The sequence below is a fragment of the Gammaproteobacteria bacterium genome, from assembly GCA_016705365.1.
Taxonomy (GTDB): Bacteria; Pseudomonadota; Gammaproteobacteria; order Pseudomonadales; family UBA5518; genus UBA5518.
In genome coordinates, this window is the sequence record JADIYI010000008.1 from 794,770 (window position 1) to 811,530 (window position 16,761).

At 63.9% G+C, this 16,761-nt stretch carries 19 protein-coding genes; 13 read left to right on the plus strand and 6 right to left on the minus strand.

Annotated elements, in window-relative coordinates:
- Positions 1-29 precede the first annotated feature (29 nt).
- Genes IPF49_11235 through IPF49_11270 form a run of 8 tightly spaced genes read left to right on the plus strand, consistent with a single transcriptional unit; the run spans position 30 to position 6,224 of the window.
- Positions 30-1,439, plus strand: a complete 1,410-nt coding sequence (locus IPF49_11235) for a F0F1 ATP synthase subunit beta (GenBank protein MBK6288187.1) — start codon at positions 30-32, stop codon at positions 1,437-1,439.
- A gap of 1 nt (position 1,440) precedes the next feature.
- Positions 1,441-1,857 carry a F0F1 ATP synthase subunit epsilon gene (locus tag IPF49_11240; GenBank protein MBK6288188.1) on the plus strand — a complete coding sequence of 139 codons (417 nt, stop codon included), beginning with the start codon at positions 1,441-1,443 and terminating at the stop codon, positions 1,855-1,857.
- A complete protein-coding gene (locus IPF49_11245; GenBank protein ID MBK6288189.1) occupies positions 1,854-2,141 on the plus strand; it encodes an AtpZ/AtpI family protein in 288 nt (95 codons plus the stop codon). Before IPF49_11240 ends, IPF49_11245 begins: the two co-directional genes overlap by 4 nt.
- 4 nt (positions 2,142-2,145) lie before the next feature.
- Positions 2,146-2,844 carry a F0F1 ATP synthase subunit A gene (locus IPF49_11250; protein ID MBK6288190.1) on the plus strand — a complete coding sequence of 233 codons (699 nt, stop codon included), beginning with the start codon at positions 2,146-2,148 and terminating at the stop codon, positions 2,842-2,844.
- Complete coding sequence (gene atpE, locus IPF49_11255) at positions 2,837-3,115, plus strand: ATP synthase F0 subunit C (GenBank protein ID MBK6288191.1); 279 nt, start codon at positions 2,837-2,839, stop codon at positions 3,113-3,115. The genes IPF49_11250 and atpE overlap by 8 nt, the downstream gene beginning before the upstream one ends.
- Positions 3,116-3,143: 28 nt before the next feature.
- Entirely contained in the window at positions 3,144-3,890 is a 747-nt protein-coding gene (locus IPF49_11260) for a F0F1 ATP synthase subunit delta (GenBank protein ID MBK6288192.1), read from the plus strand.
- Positions 3,880-5,379, plus strand: a complete 1,500-nt coding sequence (locus tag IPF49_11265; GenBank protein ID MBK6288193.1) for a F0F1 ATP synthase subunit alpha — start codon at positions 3,880-3,882, stop codon at positions 5,377-5,379. The genes IPF49_11260 and IPF49_11265 overlap by 11 nt, the downstream gene beginning before the upstream one ends.
- Entirely contained in the window at positions 5,352-6,224 is an 873-nt protein-coding gene (locus IPF49_11270) for a F0F1 ATP synthase subunit gamma (GenBank protein ID MBK6288194.1), read from the plus strand. The genes IPF49_11265 and IPF49_11270 overlap by 28 nt, the downstream gene beginning before the upstream one ends.
- 9 nt (positions 6,225-6,233) lie before the next feature.
- Here IPF49_11270 and IPF49_11275 read toward each other — a convergent pair whose 3' ends face one another.
- From IPF49_11275 to IPF49_11290, 4 genes are all read right to left on the minus strand, one after another.
- The gene (locus tag IPF49_11275; GenBank protein MBK6288195.1) at positions 6,234-7,394 is read right to left on the minus strand and encodes an NnrS family protein; all 1,161 of its coding nucleotides are present in this window, start codon (positions 7,392-7,394) and stop codon (positions 6,234-6,236) included.
- A gap of 18 nt (positions 7,395-7,412) precedes the next feature.
- Positions 7,413-7,685, minus strand: a complete 273-nt coding sequence (locus IPF49_11280) for a DUF2164 domain-containing protein (GenBank protein MBK6288196.1) — start codon at positions 7,683-7,685, stop codon at positions 7,413-7,415.
- Between the two features lie 51 nt (positions 7,686-7,736).
- A complete protein-coding gene (locus tag IPF49_11285; GenBank protein MBK6288197.1) occupies positions 7,737-8,615 on the minus strand; it encodes a phytanoyl-CoA dioxygenase family protein in 879 nt (292 codons plus the stop codon).
- Between the two features lie 202 nt (positions 8,616-8,817).
- Entirely contained in the window at positions 8,818-9,672 is an 855-nt protein-coding gene (locus IPF49_11290; GenBank protein MBK6288198.1) for a serine protein kinase RIO, read from the minus strand.
- A 206-nt stretch (positions 9,673-9,878) separates the two neighbouring features.
- Here IPF49_11290 and IPF49_11295 point away from each other — a divergent pair, with 206 nt between their 5' ends.
- The 5 genes from IPF49_11295 to IPF49_11315 all read left to right on the plus strand — a co-directional run bounded on the left by IPF49_11295 (position 9,879) and on the right by IPF49_11315 (position 14,693).
- Entirely contained in the window at positions 9,879-10,121 is a 243-nt protein-coding gene (locus IPF49_11295) for a DUF3297 family protein (GenBank protein MBK6288199.1), read from the plus strand.
- Between the two features lie 24 nt (positions 10,122-10,145).
- Positions 10,146-11,453 (plus strand): CoA transferase, encoded by a 1,308-nt coding sequence (locus IPF49_11300; GenBank protein MBK6288200.1) that lies wholly within the window; start codon positions 10,146-10,148, stop codon positions 11,451-11,453.
- Positions 11,454-11,460: 7 nt separating this feature from the next.
- On the plus strand, positions 11,461-12,957 hold the full coding sequence (locus IPF49_11305; protein ID MBK6288201.1) for an amidohydrolase family protein: 1,497 nt from the start codon (positions 11,461-11,463) through the stop codon (positions 12,955-12,957).
- A 265-nt stretch (positions 12,958-13,222) separates the two neighbouring features.
- Positions 13,223-13,633: a hypothetical protein gene (locus tag IPF49_11310; protein ID MBK6288202.1), complete on the plus strand. Its 411-nt coding sequence runs from the start codon at positions 13,223-13,225 to the stop codon at positions 13,631-13,633.
- A gap of 259 nt (positions 13,634-13,892) precedes the next feature.
- A complete protein-coding gene (locus IPF49_11315) occupies positions 13,893-14,693 on the plus strand; it encodes a sterol desaturase family protein (GenBank protein MBK6288203.1) in 801 nt (266 codons plus the stop codon).
- A gap of 21 nt (positions 14,694-14,714) precedes the next feature.
- Here IPF49_11315 and IPF49_11320 read toward each other — a convergent pair whose 3' ends face one another.
- Together IPF49_11320 and IPF49_11325 are read right to left on the minus strand one after the other, a co-directional pair.
- Complete coding sequence (locus tag IPF49_11320) at positions 14,715-15,248, minus strand: SCO family protein (GenBank protein ID MBK6288204.1); 534 nt, start codon at positions 15,246-15,248, stop codon at positions 14,715-14,717.
- A gap of 165 nt (positions 15,249-15,413) precedes the next feature.
- The gene (locus IPF49_11325) at positions 15,414-16,739 is read right to left on the minus strand and encodes a selenium-binding protein (GenBank protein ID MBK6288205.1); all 1,326 of its coding nucleotides are present in this window, start codon (positions 16,737-16,739) and stop codon (positions 15,414-15,416) included.
- Between the last annotated feature and the right edge of the window lie 22 nt (positions 16,740-16,761).

The following is a 16,761-nucleotide window of genomic DNA, read 5'->3' on the forward strand; positions in this document are numbered from 1 at the left end:
TTTACCTTGTCACCGTACAGGATTTGCCCATGTCATTGGTCACCGTCCCGGACGGCAGAGCGACGCCGCAACCGGCGCTGACTCCGATCGGCCATGTGACCGAGGTGCAGGGTCCGGTGGTGGTGATACGCTGCCAGACCTTGCCACCCCTGCGCCAGGCGCTCGACGCGCGGACCGACGGTCACAGCTATCTGTGCGAAGTGCATCAGCACCTCGACGAACATCATGTGCGGGCGATCATTCTGCACCGCTCGGCCGGCCTGCAGCGCGGCACGCCGGTCTTCGATACCGGCAGCCCGCTGCACGTACCGATGTCGCCGGATTGCCTGGGACGCGTGCTGAACGTGTTCGGCGAACCCATCGACGGCATGGCGCCGTTGCACCCCGATCACTACCGCAACATCCACAGCGCGCCAATGCCGCTGAACCGGGTCACCAGCAGCGAGACCATACTCGAGACTGGCATCAAGGTGGTCGATCTGCTGTGTCCCTTCGTGCGCGGCGGCAAGACCGGCCTGCTCGGCGGCGCCGGTGTGGGCAAGACCATGCTGATCATGGAGTTCATGCACGCGATCACCCACATCCACCACGGCCTGTCGGTGTTTGCCGGTGTCGGCGAGCGCATCCGCGAAGGTCATGAACTGTGGCACGAGATGCATGCCGCGGGCGTCCTGCCGAATTCGCTGCTGGTCTACGGCGAAATGGACGAGAGCCCGGGAGTGCGGTTTCGGGTCGCACTGGCCGCGCTGACCTATGCGGAGTACCTGCGCGATTCGCAGCAGAAGGAAGTGCTGTTCGTGGTCGACAACGTGTTCCGTTTCGTGCAGGCCGGCAGCGAGATATCGAGCCTGCTCGGGCGCATGCCGGCCACGGTCGGCTACCAGCCGACGCTCTCGACCGAGGTCGCGGAACTCGAGGAGCGCATCAATTCATCGGCCGAGGGCGCCATCACCTCGGTGCAGGCGGTCTACGTGCCGGCCGATGACATGACCGACCCGGCGGTCAGCGAGATACTCAGCCACCTCGACACCAACGTGATTCTCTCGCGCGCCCAGGCCAGCCAGGGCATCTATCCGGCGGTTGATCCGCTGGCCTCGAAGACCAAGCTGATGGACCGTCGCGTGCTCGGCGAGCGTCACTACCGTGTTGCGCATGCGGTGCAGGAACACCTCGCGCGCTACCAGGAGCTCGAGGACATGATCGCGATGCTCGGCATGGAGGAGTTGTCGGAGGAAGACCAGCGCGTGGTAAAGCGCGCGCGGCGCCTGCAGCGCTACCTCACGCAGCCGTTCTTCGTGACCCAGGAGCACTCGGGGATTCCCGGAGTCAGCGTTCCGCTCGCGCAGACGCTGGCCGACTGCGAGGCCTTCCTCGAAGGAAAATACGATGCGCTGCCCGAGGACGATTGCTACATGAAAGGCGCCATGGAGCAGATCTGAGATGAGCGCGCGGTTCCGCATGGAGGTCTATGACAGCAGGCAACTGGCGTGTGTCGAGGAGGTCTGGCAATTCGTCGGCGAGGACGCCAGCGGTTGCTTCGGGCTGATGGCGCATCATCAGCGCTTCATGACCGTGCTGGAGAGCGGGCTCGCGCGCTTCCGCCACGGCCTTGACGATGCCGTTGCCGACTGGGAGTACCTGGCCTTTCCGGGTGCGCTGCTGTCGTTCGAGGACAACGTGCTGAGGATCATTGCACGGCGCTTCTGGCGGCACGCGGATTTTGACCAGATCAGCCGCATCCTCGAGGAGCAGATGCTGCGCGACCAGCAGGCCAGCCAGCAGTTGCGCCTGAGCCTTGCAAAGATCGAGGAAAACATGATGTTGCGTATCTGGGAACTCAAGAAGCACCAGGCATGACCATCGACGAGCGCGAGAAGCAGCAACTGGAGAAGCGCATCGCCAACCAGGCCCGGCGTATCCACCGCGCGCGTCGCGAGCACAACACGATGCTCGCGGAACTCGCGCACTTCGGCAGCCTGGGCTTTCTGTTCGTGATCCCGGTGGTGATCGGCGCCTATCTCGGCAGCTGGCTGGATGGCAGGTACACGGGTTTCCAGACCAGCTGGACCGTCAGCCTGATCCTGCTCGGTGTCACGATCGGCATCGGTAATGTATACCTGTTCATCAAGGACAAGGACTGAGGCCATGAACAGCGATCTTTTGCACAGGGGCGGCATTGATCTCGGCCTGTTCACGCTGAGCGAGACCGTGCTCGACACCTGGGGACTCATGCTGCTGCTGACGGGAGTTTCGTGGCTGGTCACGCGCCGCCTGCAGTTCAACCCGGGGCGCTGGCAGACCGTGCTCGAAGGCGTGGTGAGCGTGGCCTGCAATGCCATCGAGGGCATGCAACCGGGGCACATCCGCGAACTGATGCCGCTGATCACCACGCTCTGGATCTTCCTGGTTTTCGCCAACCTGATGGGGCTGGTGCCGGGGCTGCATTCACCCACCGAGGATCTCTCGCTCACCGCCGCGCTGGCGATCATCGTGTTTGTGTCGGTGCACTGGTACGGCATCCGCATCAGCGGTTTTCGTGCCTACATGCGCCACTACCTTTCACCGACACCGCTGATGCTGCCGTTCCACGTGCTGAGCGAAATCACCCGCACGCTGGCACTGGCGGTGCGCCTGTTCGGCAACATGATGAGTCTGAGCATGGCGGCGCTGCTGGTGCTGATGGTCGCGGGATTTCTGGCACCGGTTCCGATCCTGATGCTGCATATCGTCGAGGCGCTGGTACAGGCCTATATTTTCGGCATCCTCGCGCTGATCTATATCGCGAGCGGGCTGCAATCCCAGCAGTCGCGTCTCGAACAACCCGAAGGAGAAACCCATGAATGACAGCGTGCTGCTCGTCAGCTGTTTTACCGTTGCCGCGCTGCTGGCCATCGCCATCGGCGTGATCGGCCCCGCGCTGGCGATGGGCAAGGCCATCAGCCAGGCGCTGGAGGCGCTGGCGCGCCAGCCCGAGGCCGAGAAGTCCATCATGCGCATCCTGTTCATCGGGCTGGCGATGATCGAGTCACTGGCGATCTATGTGCTGGTCGTGGTGCTGATCGTGCTGTTCCGCAACCCGCTGCTGTCGTTGCTGACTCCGGCGCTGGGTTCCTGAGCAAGCGCGCAGCCGAGGGGGGAACGAGGTGAACATCGACTGGACGAGTTTCTCGCTGGAGATCATCAACTTCCTGGTGCTCGTCTGGCTGCTCAAGCATTTTCTCTACAAGCCGGTCATGGACATCATCGGCCGCCGCCAGGCTCTGATTGCGGAGGATCTCGCAAAGGCAGAGCAGGCCCGGCAGGCAGCGGCGCAGATGGTCACGGACTTCGAGGCGCGCAGCAAGGAGATGGACAGCGAGCGGCTCCGGGCCCGCGAGGAGCTGGGGCAGGAGATCGCAACGTTGCGTATCGCGAAGCTCGAGGCGCTGGAGGCGGAAATCGCTGCCGAGCGCGACAAGGGCGCGGTGCTGCGCCAGCACGAGAAGAGTGAAATGCTGAGAGCCTGCGAGGAGCAGGCCGTGACCCTGGCTGCGCGCTTTGCCAGCAGGCTGCTGGAGCGCTTCGCTTCGCCGGCGCTCTGCGATCAACTGGTGGCGCTGGCGATCGAGCAGCTCGCAACCCTGCCCGAGACGACCCGGGTGCAGCTCGAGGCAAGCATCGAGCAGCAGCACGCCCCTGTTCGCGTGTGCAGCTCCCATCCGCTCGGCGATGCGATCCGGCAACGACTCGAAGCCGCGCTCGGGGCACTCACGGGCACGCCGCCACCGGTTGAATACAGCGTGGATCCGGCGTTGATCGCCGGCGTCGCGATCCGCGTCGAGGCGCTGCTGCTCGACGCCAGCCTCGCCGCCGAACTGAAGCTGTTCGAGGCGAGCGGCGATGCCGTCTGAGCCATTGCTGCTGGCGCGCGAGGCGCTCGGGCAACTCGGGCAGCTCGAGCAGTGGATCGAGCACTACGAGCTGCGCCTGCGCGCAACCGAACAGGGTGTGGTGAGCTCGGTTGGCGATGGCATTGCCTGGATCAGCGGGCTGCCCTCGGCCGCCATCGACGAGATCCTGTTGTTCCAGGACGGCAGCCGGGGCGTGGTCTACCACCTCGGCGAGAGCAGCGTCGGCGCGATCATGCTGCAGCAGACACAGCAGCTCGCGGCCGGCTGCAAGGTGCATCTCAGCAAGCGGCAGATGAGCATTGCCACGGGAGACACGCTGCTCGGGCGCGTGATCAATCCGCTCGGCGAGGTGCTCGACGGCGGCGAGGCGCCGCGTGACACGCAGCACCGCCCGCTCGACACACGCTCGCCGGGCATCGTCGAGCGCGATTTCGTGCACGATCCGCTCTACATGGGCAGCAAGATCATCGACACGCTGATACCCGTCGGACGCGGCCAGCGCCAGCTGATCATCGGTGACGATGGCCTCGGCCGAAGCTCGCTCGCGATGGATGCGATCATCAACCAGCGCGGACGCGATGTGTACTGCGTCTACGTTATGATCGGCCAGCGCCGCTCCAGCGTGGTCAGCACCCTGAATGCCCTCAAGCATTTCGGCGCCATCGATTACACCACCGTGGTGGTCAGCGAGGCCAGCGCGCTGCCGGGGCTGTCCTATATCGCGCCATTCGCGGGCTGCGCCATCGCCGAGGCCTGGATGTATCGCGGCAAGGACGTACTGATCGTCTACGACGATCTCAGCACCCACGCACATGCCTATCGCGAGCTGTCGCTGCTGTTGCGCCGCCCGCCCGGACGCGAGGCCTACCCCGGCGACATTTTCTTCCTGCATTCGCGCCTGCTGGAGCGCGCCACCTGTCTCAACGCGAGCTGCGGCGGGGGCAGCATCACTGCTCTGCCGATCGTGGAAACCCAGCTCGGCGAGATTGCCTCCTATATCCCGACCAACCTGATCTCGATCACCGATGGCCAGATCTATCTCAGCCAGGCCCTGTTCCAAGGTGGCTTCCGGCCATCGATCGACATCAGCAAATCGGTATCGCGTATCGGCGGCAAGGCGCAACCCGAGGCGATCAAGAACGAGGCGAGCAGGATGAAGCTCGATTACCTGCAATTCCTCGAACTCGAGGTGTTCACGCGTTTTGGTGCGCGCCCCGAAACCGGCCTGCAGAAGAAACTGCAGCGCGGCCGGATCCTGCGCGAGCTGCTGAAGCAGGACCGGCTGAAACCGGTCAGCGAGTGTTTCAACCTGGGCTGGTTGATCGGCTTCAACGAGGACCTGTTCGATGGCAAGCCGCTCGAGGAGTTGCAGAGTTGCATGGATGCACTGCAGGAACAGATTGCCGCCAGCGCACTCGGGCTCGATTCCCCGCGCAAGGAGTGGATCGAGCAGCTCGAGGCGTGGCTCGGCATTCCGGGATCGGGCTGACCGTGTCGCGCCGCCACGTGATCGACCGTCGCCTGCAGATGCTGGCCGACATCCGCGGCATCATGGACAGCATCAAGACGCTGGCCCACATGGAAACCCAGCGCCTGGCGCCGGTCCTGCCGGTCCAGCAGCTGTGCGTGCAGCGGGTGCGGCAAATGGCCGCGGATTTTGCGTCCGAGCACGCGCTGCCCGCACTGAACGGGCGCGCGGAAAACCCGCTGCTGATCGTGATCGGCGCCGAGCGCGGGCTGTGCGGCGATTTCAACAAGCAGATGCAGGAGGCGCTGGAACACTTGCCCGCGACAGCCGCGCCGCGCGCGATCGTTTGCCTCGGCACGCGTCTGGGGCAGAAGCTCGAAGGCCGCCCCGGCCTGCTGGCGCAATTGTCGGGTGCCACGATCGCCGACGATGTGCCGGCCGTGATTCGCCAGCTGCTCGAGCGTTGCGCCGCGCTGCAGAGCGAGCAGCATCTGCCCTCTCTCGCCCTGCTGTATCACGGTGCCGGCGACGAGGGCATCCGGCTCGATCCGTTGCTCTCGCCCTTTCTGGAAGCGGATCGGGTGGCCCCGCGCGCGCCGCTGCTGCTGAACCTCGAGCCGCAGGTATTCGTGCACGGACTGCTGCAGCAGTACCTGCACACGGTGCTGCTGCACGCCTGCTATTCCTCGCTGCTGGCCGAAAACAGAAAGCGCGTGGCGCATCTCGAAAATGCGGTGACGCACCTCGACGAGGAACACGACCGTCTCGAGCACAAGCGCAACCGCCTGTACCAGGAGGACATCATCGCGGAGCTGGAAATCATCCTGGTGGCCGATCAGTCGACGGGTGAGTTCGTGCGCCGCTGAACGGCTTGATCAATGCTCCTTGCCATCCACCCTGGCCTTGAGCAGCAACGGGATCAAGCGCAAGGCCAGGATCGTGAAGCCACACAGCCAGCCACAGGCGGCGAGCAGGATCCACAGCGAATAGGCGGCGGCATCGATTTGCGGGGCAATGACCCGCAGCACGAATGCGAAGATCATGATCCACAGCACCAGTTTGTCCACACCGTCGAAAGCCACTTTGCGCCCGGTGTGCCCCCTGGCGATCCTGATCAGCATGGCGGGAATGATCAGCCCCATGACGCCAAGCCCGAACACATGCACCGAAAGCGCGCCGACCCAGTGTGGCGCCGCGAACGCGCCTAGCGCCTCGATCAGCAATTGCAGCACGATGCCGATGTAGCCCAGGTACATGATGCCGAGTTCCAGGCGCCGCATGGCCAGTTGCGGCTTCCAGAAGATGAACCTTGCCGTCAGCAGCAGCGCGAGCAGCAAGGAGATCCCGCCTGCCAGCGCTGCGGGCAGGAAGCCGGCTCCGACCAGCAGCAGCGCGAGCAGCTTGATTGTCCGGTCCAGCATCTCGTGGCGCAGGATGCTCGCCTGGAATACGTTCTTCATGAACTGGGTCAGGGTGCGCTCCAGCATGACCAGAAAGGCCATCCGAAACAGTCCCGTTGCCATGACGACACCCGCCTGGAAATGCCCGGGGTCGAGCAGCAACTGCTTGGCCAGCAGAAAAGCCGGAAAGATCAGCAGGAAGAAATAGTTGTCGCGGTAGTCGTCCTGCTTGCGATAGCGCAGCAGCGTCCATGCCAGCATGGCAGTGATCGAACCCAGGAACAGATTGTTCGACAGCTCGAACAGCCAGCTGGGCCAGCCCCCGCCGGACCACATCCCGATGCGTTCAAAGAGCCAGGCCGCCACCAGGTACATCAGCGCCACGCCGTGATAGCCGCGGACCTGGACCCAGTTCTTGGTCGCGGTCAGCAGAAAGCCGCCGAGGACGGCCCAGCCGAAGCCGAAAAACATTTCGTGGGCATGCCACTGCACGGCGGCAAAGGAGGTGTCGGGCGCCGGCAGCAGGCCGCGATAGATCAGCACCCAGAGCAGTGGCAGAGCGAGACCGGAAAAACAGGCCAGGGCAAAGAAAGGACGGAAACCGACCAGCCAGAGGGGGTGCATTGATAAATTCATGTCCGCATTGCCATCCATCTATTTGCCTTTTTTCCTGCGCTCCAGGTCGCGCCAGTACTGGAACTCGCTTTCATAGATTTCCGCGTCGAGCTCCATGACGCGCAACTGCAGCCGTTCCTGGGCGTCGGCGACCGCCTTGTTGTAGATAACCGGGCCCAGCTCCGCAATAAAATAGTCGAGCAGCGCGTCGGCGCCGAGGCGACCGATTTTCTCGTCCATGTTTTCATCGAAGTAACGCTCGATCGAATCGAGCGCCGCCTTGCGTGCTTCCCTGGAAATCTCGATGCTCATGTCGGGTCCGCTTGTCCGGGCTGGTTCGGCTTGCGCAGCGCGCGTGCGCCCTCAGGCTCTCTGCCACACGAGCGGGCAGTCCGGCCCATCGAGCACATCGCCTTCGTTGACCAATTCGTGATGCGGCTTGAGTGGCGCTCCCGGCCGGATATGGTAGCGCACATCGTCACCGCAATAACGCACGCTGATCGCACGCCGGCGCCGGTCGCGGCTCAGGTTGCCGCCGGCCGCATGCAGTGTGCGCGCATGATGCACCGTCATGTCGCCGGGACCCAGATCGAACTGCAGCAGCTCGACTTCGCCCTCGGCAGCCATCCGGTCGATATCGGGAACCTGTTCGCCGACGGTGCCGACCATCGGCATGTTCGAGACGAACATGTTTGGCCGGTACAGGTCCGACCAGCGGTGCGAACCGCGCGCAAAGCACATCGCGCCGGTCTCGGCGTCGGCCGGATCGAGCGGTATCCACGTAGTGCACACCTGTTCGCCGCTGACATGAAAATAGGACAGGTCCTGGTGCCATGCGGTGCGCTCGCGGGTGCCCGGTTCCTTGACCAGCACACTGTCTTCCCACAGGTTCAGCCTGTTGGTGCGCAACAGCGCCGCGACGATTGCCGGTACGCCGGATGTGCAGGCGAAGGCGGCGAATTGCGGATCGATGCGCCAATGATCGATGCCGGAGATGAAACGGCCGCCACCGGTGCGCGTGTCCGCCAGAATGGTCTCGCCGGCGCGCGCGAGATCCTCGCCCATGGCCGTCATGTCGTACATCGTGGTACCGATGGATTCCGCGATCAGGCGCTCCACGGCGCCAGTCATCGACATCACGTAATCGATGTCGAGCACGCTGCGCAGGCACACCACGCCGTCGCGCCAGAAAGCATCGATTTCCTCGGCGTCGGGCAGACGGCGCAGTCCCGGGTGACTCATGCGGCATATGCTCCATAGGCTGGCGGTGAAAGTGAGGGACAATGGTACGGGCTGCGAGGGGGGCTTGTGTACTCCAGGCGAGGTGCACGGACGGGTGTCGGCCGCTTAGACACTGGATCGGAACGGGAACATGCTATTCGCAAAGCAGTCCGAATGACGCCGTTCAGGGTGTGTTTGCGGGTATCGACGCAGCCATGTCGCGTCAGAACGACGGTGCATCGAGCGCGTCACGCCATTCCTGGCGGCGCAGGGCCGCGGCGCGCACGTCTTCGATCTCCTTCAGCACCGCGTCCACGTCGGCTGCCACGGTAATCCGTTCGACGCGACCGGTGAGCGGCGTCTCCGGCGTCAGCTGGCCGGCTTCGAAGAACTGCCAGATTTCCTTGCCATAGTCGGTACCGATCAGCTCGGGCGCGAACTGGCCGAAATAATTGGCGAGGTTATCGATATCGCGCTCGAGCATGCGCGCGGCGTGGTTGTTGCCGGCGGCGTCGACGGCTTGCGGCAGGTCGATGATCACCGGCCCGTCGGCGCTCAGCAGGATATTGAATTCGGAGAGGTCGCCGTGTACCAGGCCCGCACACAGCATGCGCACGGCCTGGTTGAGCAGCATCTCGTGGTAGACGAGGGCCTGCTCGGGCATGAGTTCCACGTCCGAGAGCCGTGGCGCCGCATCGCCATCGGCGTCGGCCACCATCTCCATCAGCAGCACGCCGTCATGGAAACCGAACGGTCTGGGCACGCGTACACCGGCGGCAGCGAGCCGGTACAGCGCATCGACCTCGGCGCTCTGCCAGGCGGATTCCTTTTCCTGGCGGCCGTAGCGTGAGCCTTTTTCCATGGCGCGCTGGCGGCGGCTGTTCTTCACCTTGCGGCCTTCCTGGTACTCGACCGCCTGGCGGAAGCTGCGCTTGTTGGCTTCCTTGTAGACTTTTGCGCAACGGATCTCCCGGCCGCAGCGCACCAGGTAGACGGCAGCTTCCTTGCCGCTCTTGAGCTGACGGATCACGTCATCGACGAGACCATCCTCCAGCAGAGGCTTGAGCCGATCGGGAATTCGGGTGGAGGCGATGAGCGTGATCTGCCTTGCTGGATCGAGTGGCGATTATAGGTGATGGACCGGATCCGGTAAGCCGGAGTGGTCAAAATACGGCGGAAGATTTCCCGGTGCGCAGGCATTCCCTGTCCGCAGCTATCGCGGTGGCGCCGTTTCGGCGCAAAATGGCTGCCGAACCAACCGCCGTGCAAGGATTCCGATTCCCGATGTCCGATACGCCACCCGATCGCCTCTCCGTCAACCCGAAAAGCAGGTTCCATGATGCCGATTTGCTTGCCCGTGGCATCGGTATCCGTTTCAACGGCAAGGAAAAAACCAACGTCGAGGAGTACTGCGTCAGCGAAGGCTGGGTGCGCATGCCCGCCGGAAAGGCGCTTGACCGCTTCGGCAACCCGATGACCATCAAGATGAAAGGGCAGGTCGAGGCCTACTTCCGCGCAGCGGAATAATCCTGGTCCTGACGCGCCGCCACCGTGAGCGACCGGCACGCATTCGAAACCACACCGGACAGCTACGCGCACCTGCTGCTGGGCACGCTGGTGCGTCGCATACCTGCCGTATTTTCCGTCGATGATCGTGCCCCATCGCTGCTCTGGGCGCTGTCGGGCGCGATGTCGCTCACCGGTCAGGCCGACGGTACGCCGCTGCCCTGCGCTGCCCCGTTGGCGGCCTGCGCGCAGGGCGCCTGGCTTGCGCTCGCGAGTCTTTGTCCGCAACGATTTGCAGCGGATTTCCCCGCGTACCGGTTGCTCGGGGAACGTGCGGCAATTGCCGGCTACCAACGACGCGGACGGATATCGGCCGGCGGCGCGTGTCGACTGATCGACACCGCCGATGGCTGTATCGCGCTCAATCTGGCGCGCGATGATGACTGGCAACTGGTGCCGGCCTGGCTGGAGCAACCGGCAGCGGATTGGGACGCAGTTGCGAGGATCCTGCATGCGCGCAGCACTGCCAGCCTGGTGCAGCGTGCCCGGTTGCTGGGCCTGGCGGTGGCAGCCGAGGAGGTGCCGCAGCACCGCAGGCGATGGTACGACAGCGAGCGTCTTGCCGCCTCGGCAACGCCGCGATTGCGCCGTGAGGCGCCGCTGGTCATCGATCTCTGCGCATTGTGGGCCGGACCGCTGTGCGGGCAATTGCTGGTGCAGGCCGGTGCGCGCGTCATCAAGGTGGAGAGTGTTTCGCGTCTCGATGGAGCCCGCGGTGGCCCCCCGGAGTTCTACGATCTGCTGAATGCGGGCAAGGAAAGCGTTGTTGTGGATTTGAGCTCGGCAGACCATCGTGCGCGGCTCCTCGCGTTGCTGCTGAAAGCGGATATCGTGCTCGAATCGGCGCGGCCCAGGGGCCTCGAACAGCTTGGCATCCGTGCGGCCGAAATCGTTGCGTCCCGGCCCGGTATCAGTTGGGTGTCGATCACCGGTTACGGGCGCCAGGCGCCGATGCGCGACTGGATTGCCTACGGCGATGACGCCGGAGTCGCGGCCGGCCTTGGCTGGCTGCTGCGTCGCGACGGTGCCCGGAGCGTCTTTTGCGGCGATGCGATTGCCGATCCGCTCACTGGCCTGCATGCGGCACTGCTGGCTTATGCCAGCTGGCTCGATGGTGGTGGCCGGCTGCTCGATATCTCCCTGCATGGAGTTGCCGCGTACGGCGCTGCGCTGCACGACACGACACATGCAGTAGCCGGGCACGCGGCGCAGCCACCGCAGGCAAGAGCCGTGAGCGCACGCGCGGCGACGCCAGGCCGTGATACCGCACGCGTGTTGCGCGAATTCTGCTGAGCGGCGCATGGACCTTGGCCCGATCGCAAATCCCGCGCTGCCGACTGCAGGAAGCCGGTTCCTGATCCGCAACGTCGCGCTGGCGGGATCGGGTCCGTGTGATCTGCGTATCAGTGATGGCCGGGTTGCAGCGATTGACCGGCATCTCGAGCCCGCGCCGGGAGAATGGTTGATCGCTGCGCGCGGCGGAGCATTGATTCATGGCTTGCACGATCATCATCTGCACTTGTTCGCGACCGCCGCCGCGCAACAATCGGTGGTTTGCGGGCCACCGCAGGTTGGCAACGAGCAGGAGCTCGAGGCGGCACTGCTGGCGGGGATTGTCACTGCCGGCCAGTGGCTGCGCGGAGTCGGATTCCATGACAGCGTATCGTCGCGGTTGGACCGCGATTGGCTCGACGCCGTGTGTCCGGCGCCGGCGGTACGGATCCAGCATCGCAGCGGGATGATGTGGGTGCTGAATAGCCGCGCGCTCGCGGCGCTCGGAATCGATCGGCACCGGGAGCTGCCCGACGGCGTCGAACGCAGAGCCGACGGCGAGCTTACAGGCCGGATCTTCGCGCTCGATGCGTGGTTGCGCGAGCGTATCCAATCGTCTTTTCCCGGGCTGCATCGCTTGTCGGCGGAGCTTGCCCGTTGCGGCGTCACCGGTGTCACGGATGCCGGTGCGCGCAATGGCCCGGCGGAGTGGGCCGCGTTTGCCGCCTCGCGTTCGCGCGGCGAACTGATGCAACGGCTGCTGGTCATGGGTAGCGAGCAGTTGCTCACGCAGGTTGCCGACGCCAACTCGTGGCAACGTATCGGGCCGCTCAAGATCTATTTGCGTGAAGCGGAACTGCCCGGGCTCGCGGCGCTGGAGCGCCGAATTGCCGGCACGCATCGGCAGGGGCGCAACGTGGCATTTCACTGCGTCACTCGCACCGAGCTGGTGTATGCGCTGGCGGCGCTGCGTGGCGCGGGCGCCAGCGACGGCGATCGTGTCGAGCACGCTGCCATCGCCGACGATCACGCACTTGAAGCAATGGCCGAACTGGGGGTGACGGTTGTGACCCAGCCCCACTTCATCGCCGAGCGCGGCGCGCAGTACCTGGCGGATGTGGACCCTGGTGATCACGAGCTGCTGTACCGCTGCGCCGGCTTCCTGCGCCACGGCGTGCCGCTCGCGGCCGGCAGTGATGCGCCCTACGGCGGTCTCGACCCATGGGCGGCGATGCGCGCGGCGGTCGGCCGCGGTACCGCGGAAGGAGTACGTATCGGTTGCGATGAAGCGCTGACGCCGGAGCAGGCATTGGATCTTTACACGGGCGATCCGCTGCGGCCTGGCCGGGCACGTCCGCTGATCGCGGTGGGAAGCCCCGCCGATCTTTGCCTGCTCGATGCGCCGTGGGAACTGGTGCGCGAGGATCTCGACAGCGGCCATGTGGCGGCGACGTTCTGCGCCGGCAAGGCACTTTTTGCAAGTCCCGCGCTTGCTTCGGCGTGCGAGACGTTGCGCAGCCAGTAGATTTTGCCGCGCCCTTGACGGCTGTCCGATCCCTGGCGCCAGGCACGCAACAGGCCCGGGCAATTGCGCGGCCGATACCGGCGCCCGGCGCAGCGTCGGGCAGCAACAGCGCAGTCCGGCCCTGGCCGAATCCGGCGATGCGTCTCGCAGTTGCCGCTGAGGGCGCGAGCGGATCTGACGATGTCCGATCTGTACCTGCATCTGCATCTGCTGGTATGTGATGTTATGATCGTCCGGGCATGTTCATTTCACGAGGATCACAGGTATGCAAAAGTCGACCGGAATATTTATTTGTGCATTGTTCGCCCTTGGCCTTGCAGGCTGCGGCAAGGAAGAGTCCAGCGGCGCGGCACCGGCCGTGACGGCTCCCGTGACCAATGCCGCAAACCATGCAATGGATGCCGCATCCGATGCAGCGGACAAAGCGGGCGATGCGATGGATGACGCGATGGATGACGCGAGTGATGCCATGGACGAGATGGGCGATGCGGCCGGCGAGGCGATGGATGAGGCGTCCGACGCGGCAAGTGATGCCGCCGATGCGGCAGGCGAAGCTGCCGACGATGCAGTTGATGCAGCGGGCGAGGCTGTCGACGATGCAGTCGATGCGGGCGAGGCTGCGGCCGAAGAGGCCAGGAAAAACGCTGCCGAGTCGATGAAGGATATGACCAAGTAACGGACGGCTATCGCTCTGGAGGCAAGCGCCGCGTTCTGCTCCAGGGGACGGCGCAAGCTCCTGACCCTGGCTCTGATCCATCCCCGAGAGTGGATCCGCAGGCATGGTGCGAGGCCTTGGTGCCGATGATTTGTGTCGGGAACGCAGCTGGAATACAAGACCCCGCGGGGAAATACAGCTCGCCGCCTGGTGGCGGTACAGAATTCCTGACGCCCCTTCCCTGCGCTTACCCGGCACGTGCCAGGCTGCCAGGCACGACATGAATACACTTGTGTCCTTCGAGCCGTTGTGGCGTGCGACGGTGTTTTTCTCGGTGCTCGCTTTGCTGCTCATATGGGAGCGCCGGGCCGGGCTGCGAACTGCGCGTCCCGCACGCGCCTATCTGCCAAACATCCTGCTGTTTCTGACCAATACCGTCGTGACCCGCATTGTCAGCGTCTATGCCCTGCTAGGTGTCAGTCTTTATGGCTCCGCCAACGATATCGGATTGCTGCGCTCGCTCGGCGCCTCATCGTGGATCGGCTTCCTGCCCGCGATAGTGGCGCTGGACCTCGGTGTATATGCGCAGCACCGGTTGTTTCATCGCGTGGTTTGGTTGTGGCGTCTGCATGCGGTGCATCACTCGGACACCTGGTTCGATGCCAGTACGGGGCTGCGCTTTCATCTGCTGGAGGCGCTCGTTTCGCTGGCGGTCAAGGCGGCGCTGGTGCTTGCGATTGGTGCCTCACCGGCCGCAACGCTCGGCTTTGAAGTGTTGCTGAGTAGCGCGTCGTTGTTCAGTCACGCCAATACCCGCTTGCCCGCGGGCCTGGAGACGGCGTTGCGCAGGGTGCTGGTCACGCCGGACATGCACCGGATACATCATTCGGCGCGCAGCGACGAGCATCACCGCAATTTCGGCTTTCTGCTCTCCTGCTGGGACCGGTGGCTGGGATCCTACCTGGCCCGCTCGCGCGGAGATCCCGTGCGAATGGATATCGGGCTCGAGAGTTTTCGAGCTCCCGGGCAGCAGACTTTCGCGGCGCTGATGACCCAGCCCTTGCATGAGGCGCCGCGCTGAATGCCGCGTCCGCACGCTGCGTCATTCTCGGTGTTCTTCGGCAAGCAGGGTACGGATATCGTTGGCCACCGTATCGGCGTGCAAAAACGACGTGCTGTAGATGTTGCGGATACGCATATCGCGGTCGATCAGATATACCCGCAACAGATGCGACATGGTGCCGAGATAGTTGCCATCGGCGTCGTAGTCGCGGATCACCCACTGGTTGTAGGCTGCGAGCACCGGCGCCAACGCCTGCGGTGAGGGGCTGGTCAGGAACTGCCAGTCGAATCCGGGGCTCAGGAAGTGGCTGCTGTACTCACGCAGACGAGCCGGGGTGTCGTACTGTGGATCGAAGCTGAAACTGATCAGCCGCACCCGGTCCTCGAGGTCCGCCGAGTGGCGCACCTGCTCCTGCACGATTCGCAGGACGGAGCTGGCGAGTGGGCAGCCGTTCACATCGCTGCAACTGGTGTAGATGAAGCTGAGTAACACGATCCTGTCGCCGAGAAAATCGTGGATGCGGCGCGACTTTCCCTGGCTGTCCAGCACTTCGGCATCGGCTGCGGTGCCCATCGGTGGCAGGGTGTAGGAGCCCGCGGCGGGAAGCGCGAAGCCGAGCGCGGAATAACCCGGCGCCAGTTGCGGCGGCTTTTCGTGTTGCTGATGCTGCGCTGCGAGCGGAGTGCTCAGCAGCGCAGCAAGCACAGTGCCGGTCAGACCCGGCAGTCGACCCACGGGCTAGCTCTTTGCGGGCGGGTGCTTGCCGTACAGTGCATACGCACCGAAGCGCATCTGGTGTGGAGCACCATACCCCTCCTTGATGAAGTCGATGCTGAAGGCAGGCTTCAGTGTGCTGCCATCCCAGGAAAACAGTTTGAAGAACTGCAGGTCGGCACCGCTCGGCTCCTTTTTGTCCCAGTTCGCCAGCAGGGAGGAGGTGAAGTACACCCGCTTGCCATCCCAGCTTTGGGAAACCATGTTGAGCTGCTCGCCGATGCGCTGCTCGAATATCTGGGTGGGAGCATGCGGATCGGAGATATCGAACAGCCGTGTGGTACCGTCGTTCCAGGTGTTGACCCACAACTGCTGATCATTCGCGCTGATCGATATATCGACCGGCAGCGGAATTTTCGCGGCATCTCCGACATCGGCCACTTCTGTTGCATGCCAGCCGTCGTCTTCCTCGTGGATCAGCCAGATCTTCGAGGTCAACGCGGTGGAGGTGAAGCAGAAATTGCTGCTCGTGCCCCACGCACAGCGGATTTCGAGCGGTGCGCCGGGTACGTCGAGGATGGTTTTCGGCTGGCGCGCCTGCAGATCCCAGACAACCACGGTGTTGCCGAAGCGCTTCATGGCTTCGGCGTCACCCATCATCTGTCCGAGGTTCATCATGTAATTGTTCCAGCCGGTGAACGACGAAGTGACCATGACATTGCGCCGTGGCAACGCACGCAGGTCATAACCGTAGCCGTCGGCGAAATTTCCGGTCTTGGTCGCGCCGAGCAGGTTGTCATCGGTTGGCATCCACAGCGTGCGCAGGTATTCGCCGTCATTGGTGTATTCCACCATCCCGGTGCGCCCGCCATGATCCCGGTTGTTCGAAAGACCGGTCAGCATCATGCGCCCGGGAAGCGCATAACTCGTGTGGGGTCCGACCACGCCGCCGGAGCGGCTGACAAAGTCATCGATCTGCTTGTGCAAACGTGGCTTGGCGGGGTCGGTGGCGATATCGAAAATGAATATCTTGCTGGTATCGAGGGTGCTGGCCCACAGAAAACGCCGATCATCGGTAAGGCCGGAGTGGTGTGCCTCGTTGCGACCACCGACGGACAATGAATTGACGATCTTGCCGTAATCCGCTGCCGCGGGATTCACCGAGACCGTGACCAGCTTGTCCTGCCCGTCACCGACGCCCTCCATTCCAAGGGTCCAGACATAGACGAAATCTTCCTGCCCGACGATCTTTGCCATGTACGGAGACATGCAGGTTTCGTCGCCACGCGCGACGCCGGCAAAGCCGATCACGAGTGCTGCGAGCACAACTACCAGTCGATTGCGGGACATGAGACACCTCCGGTCAAACGAT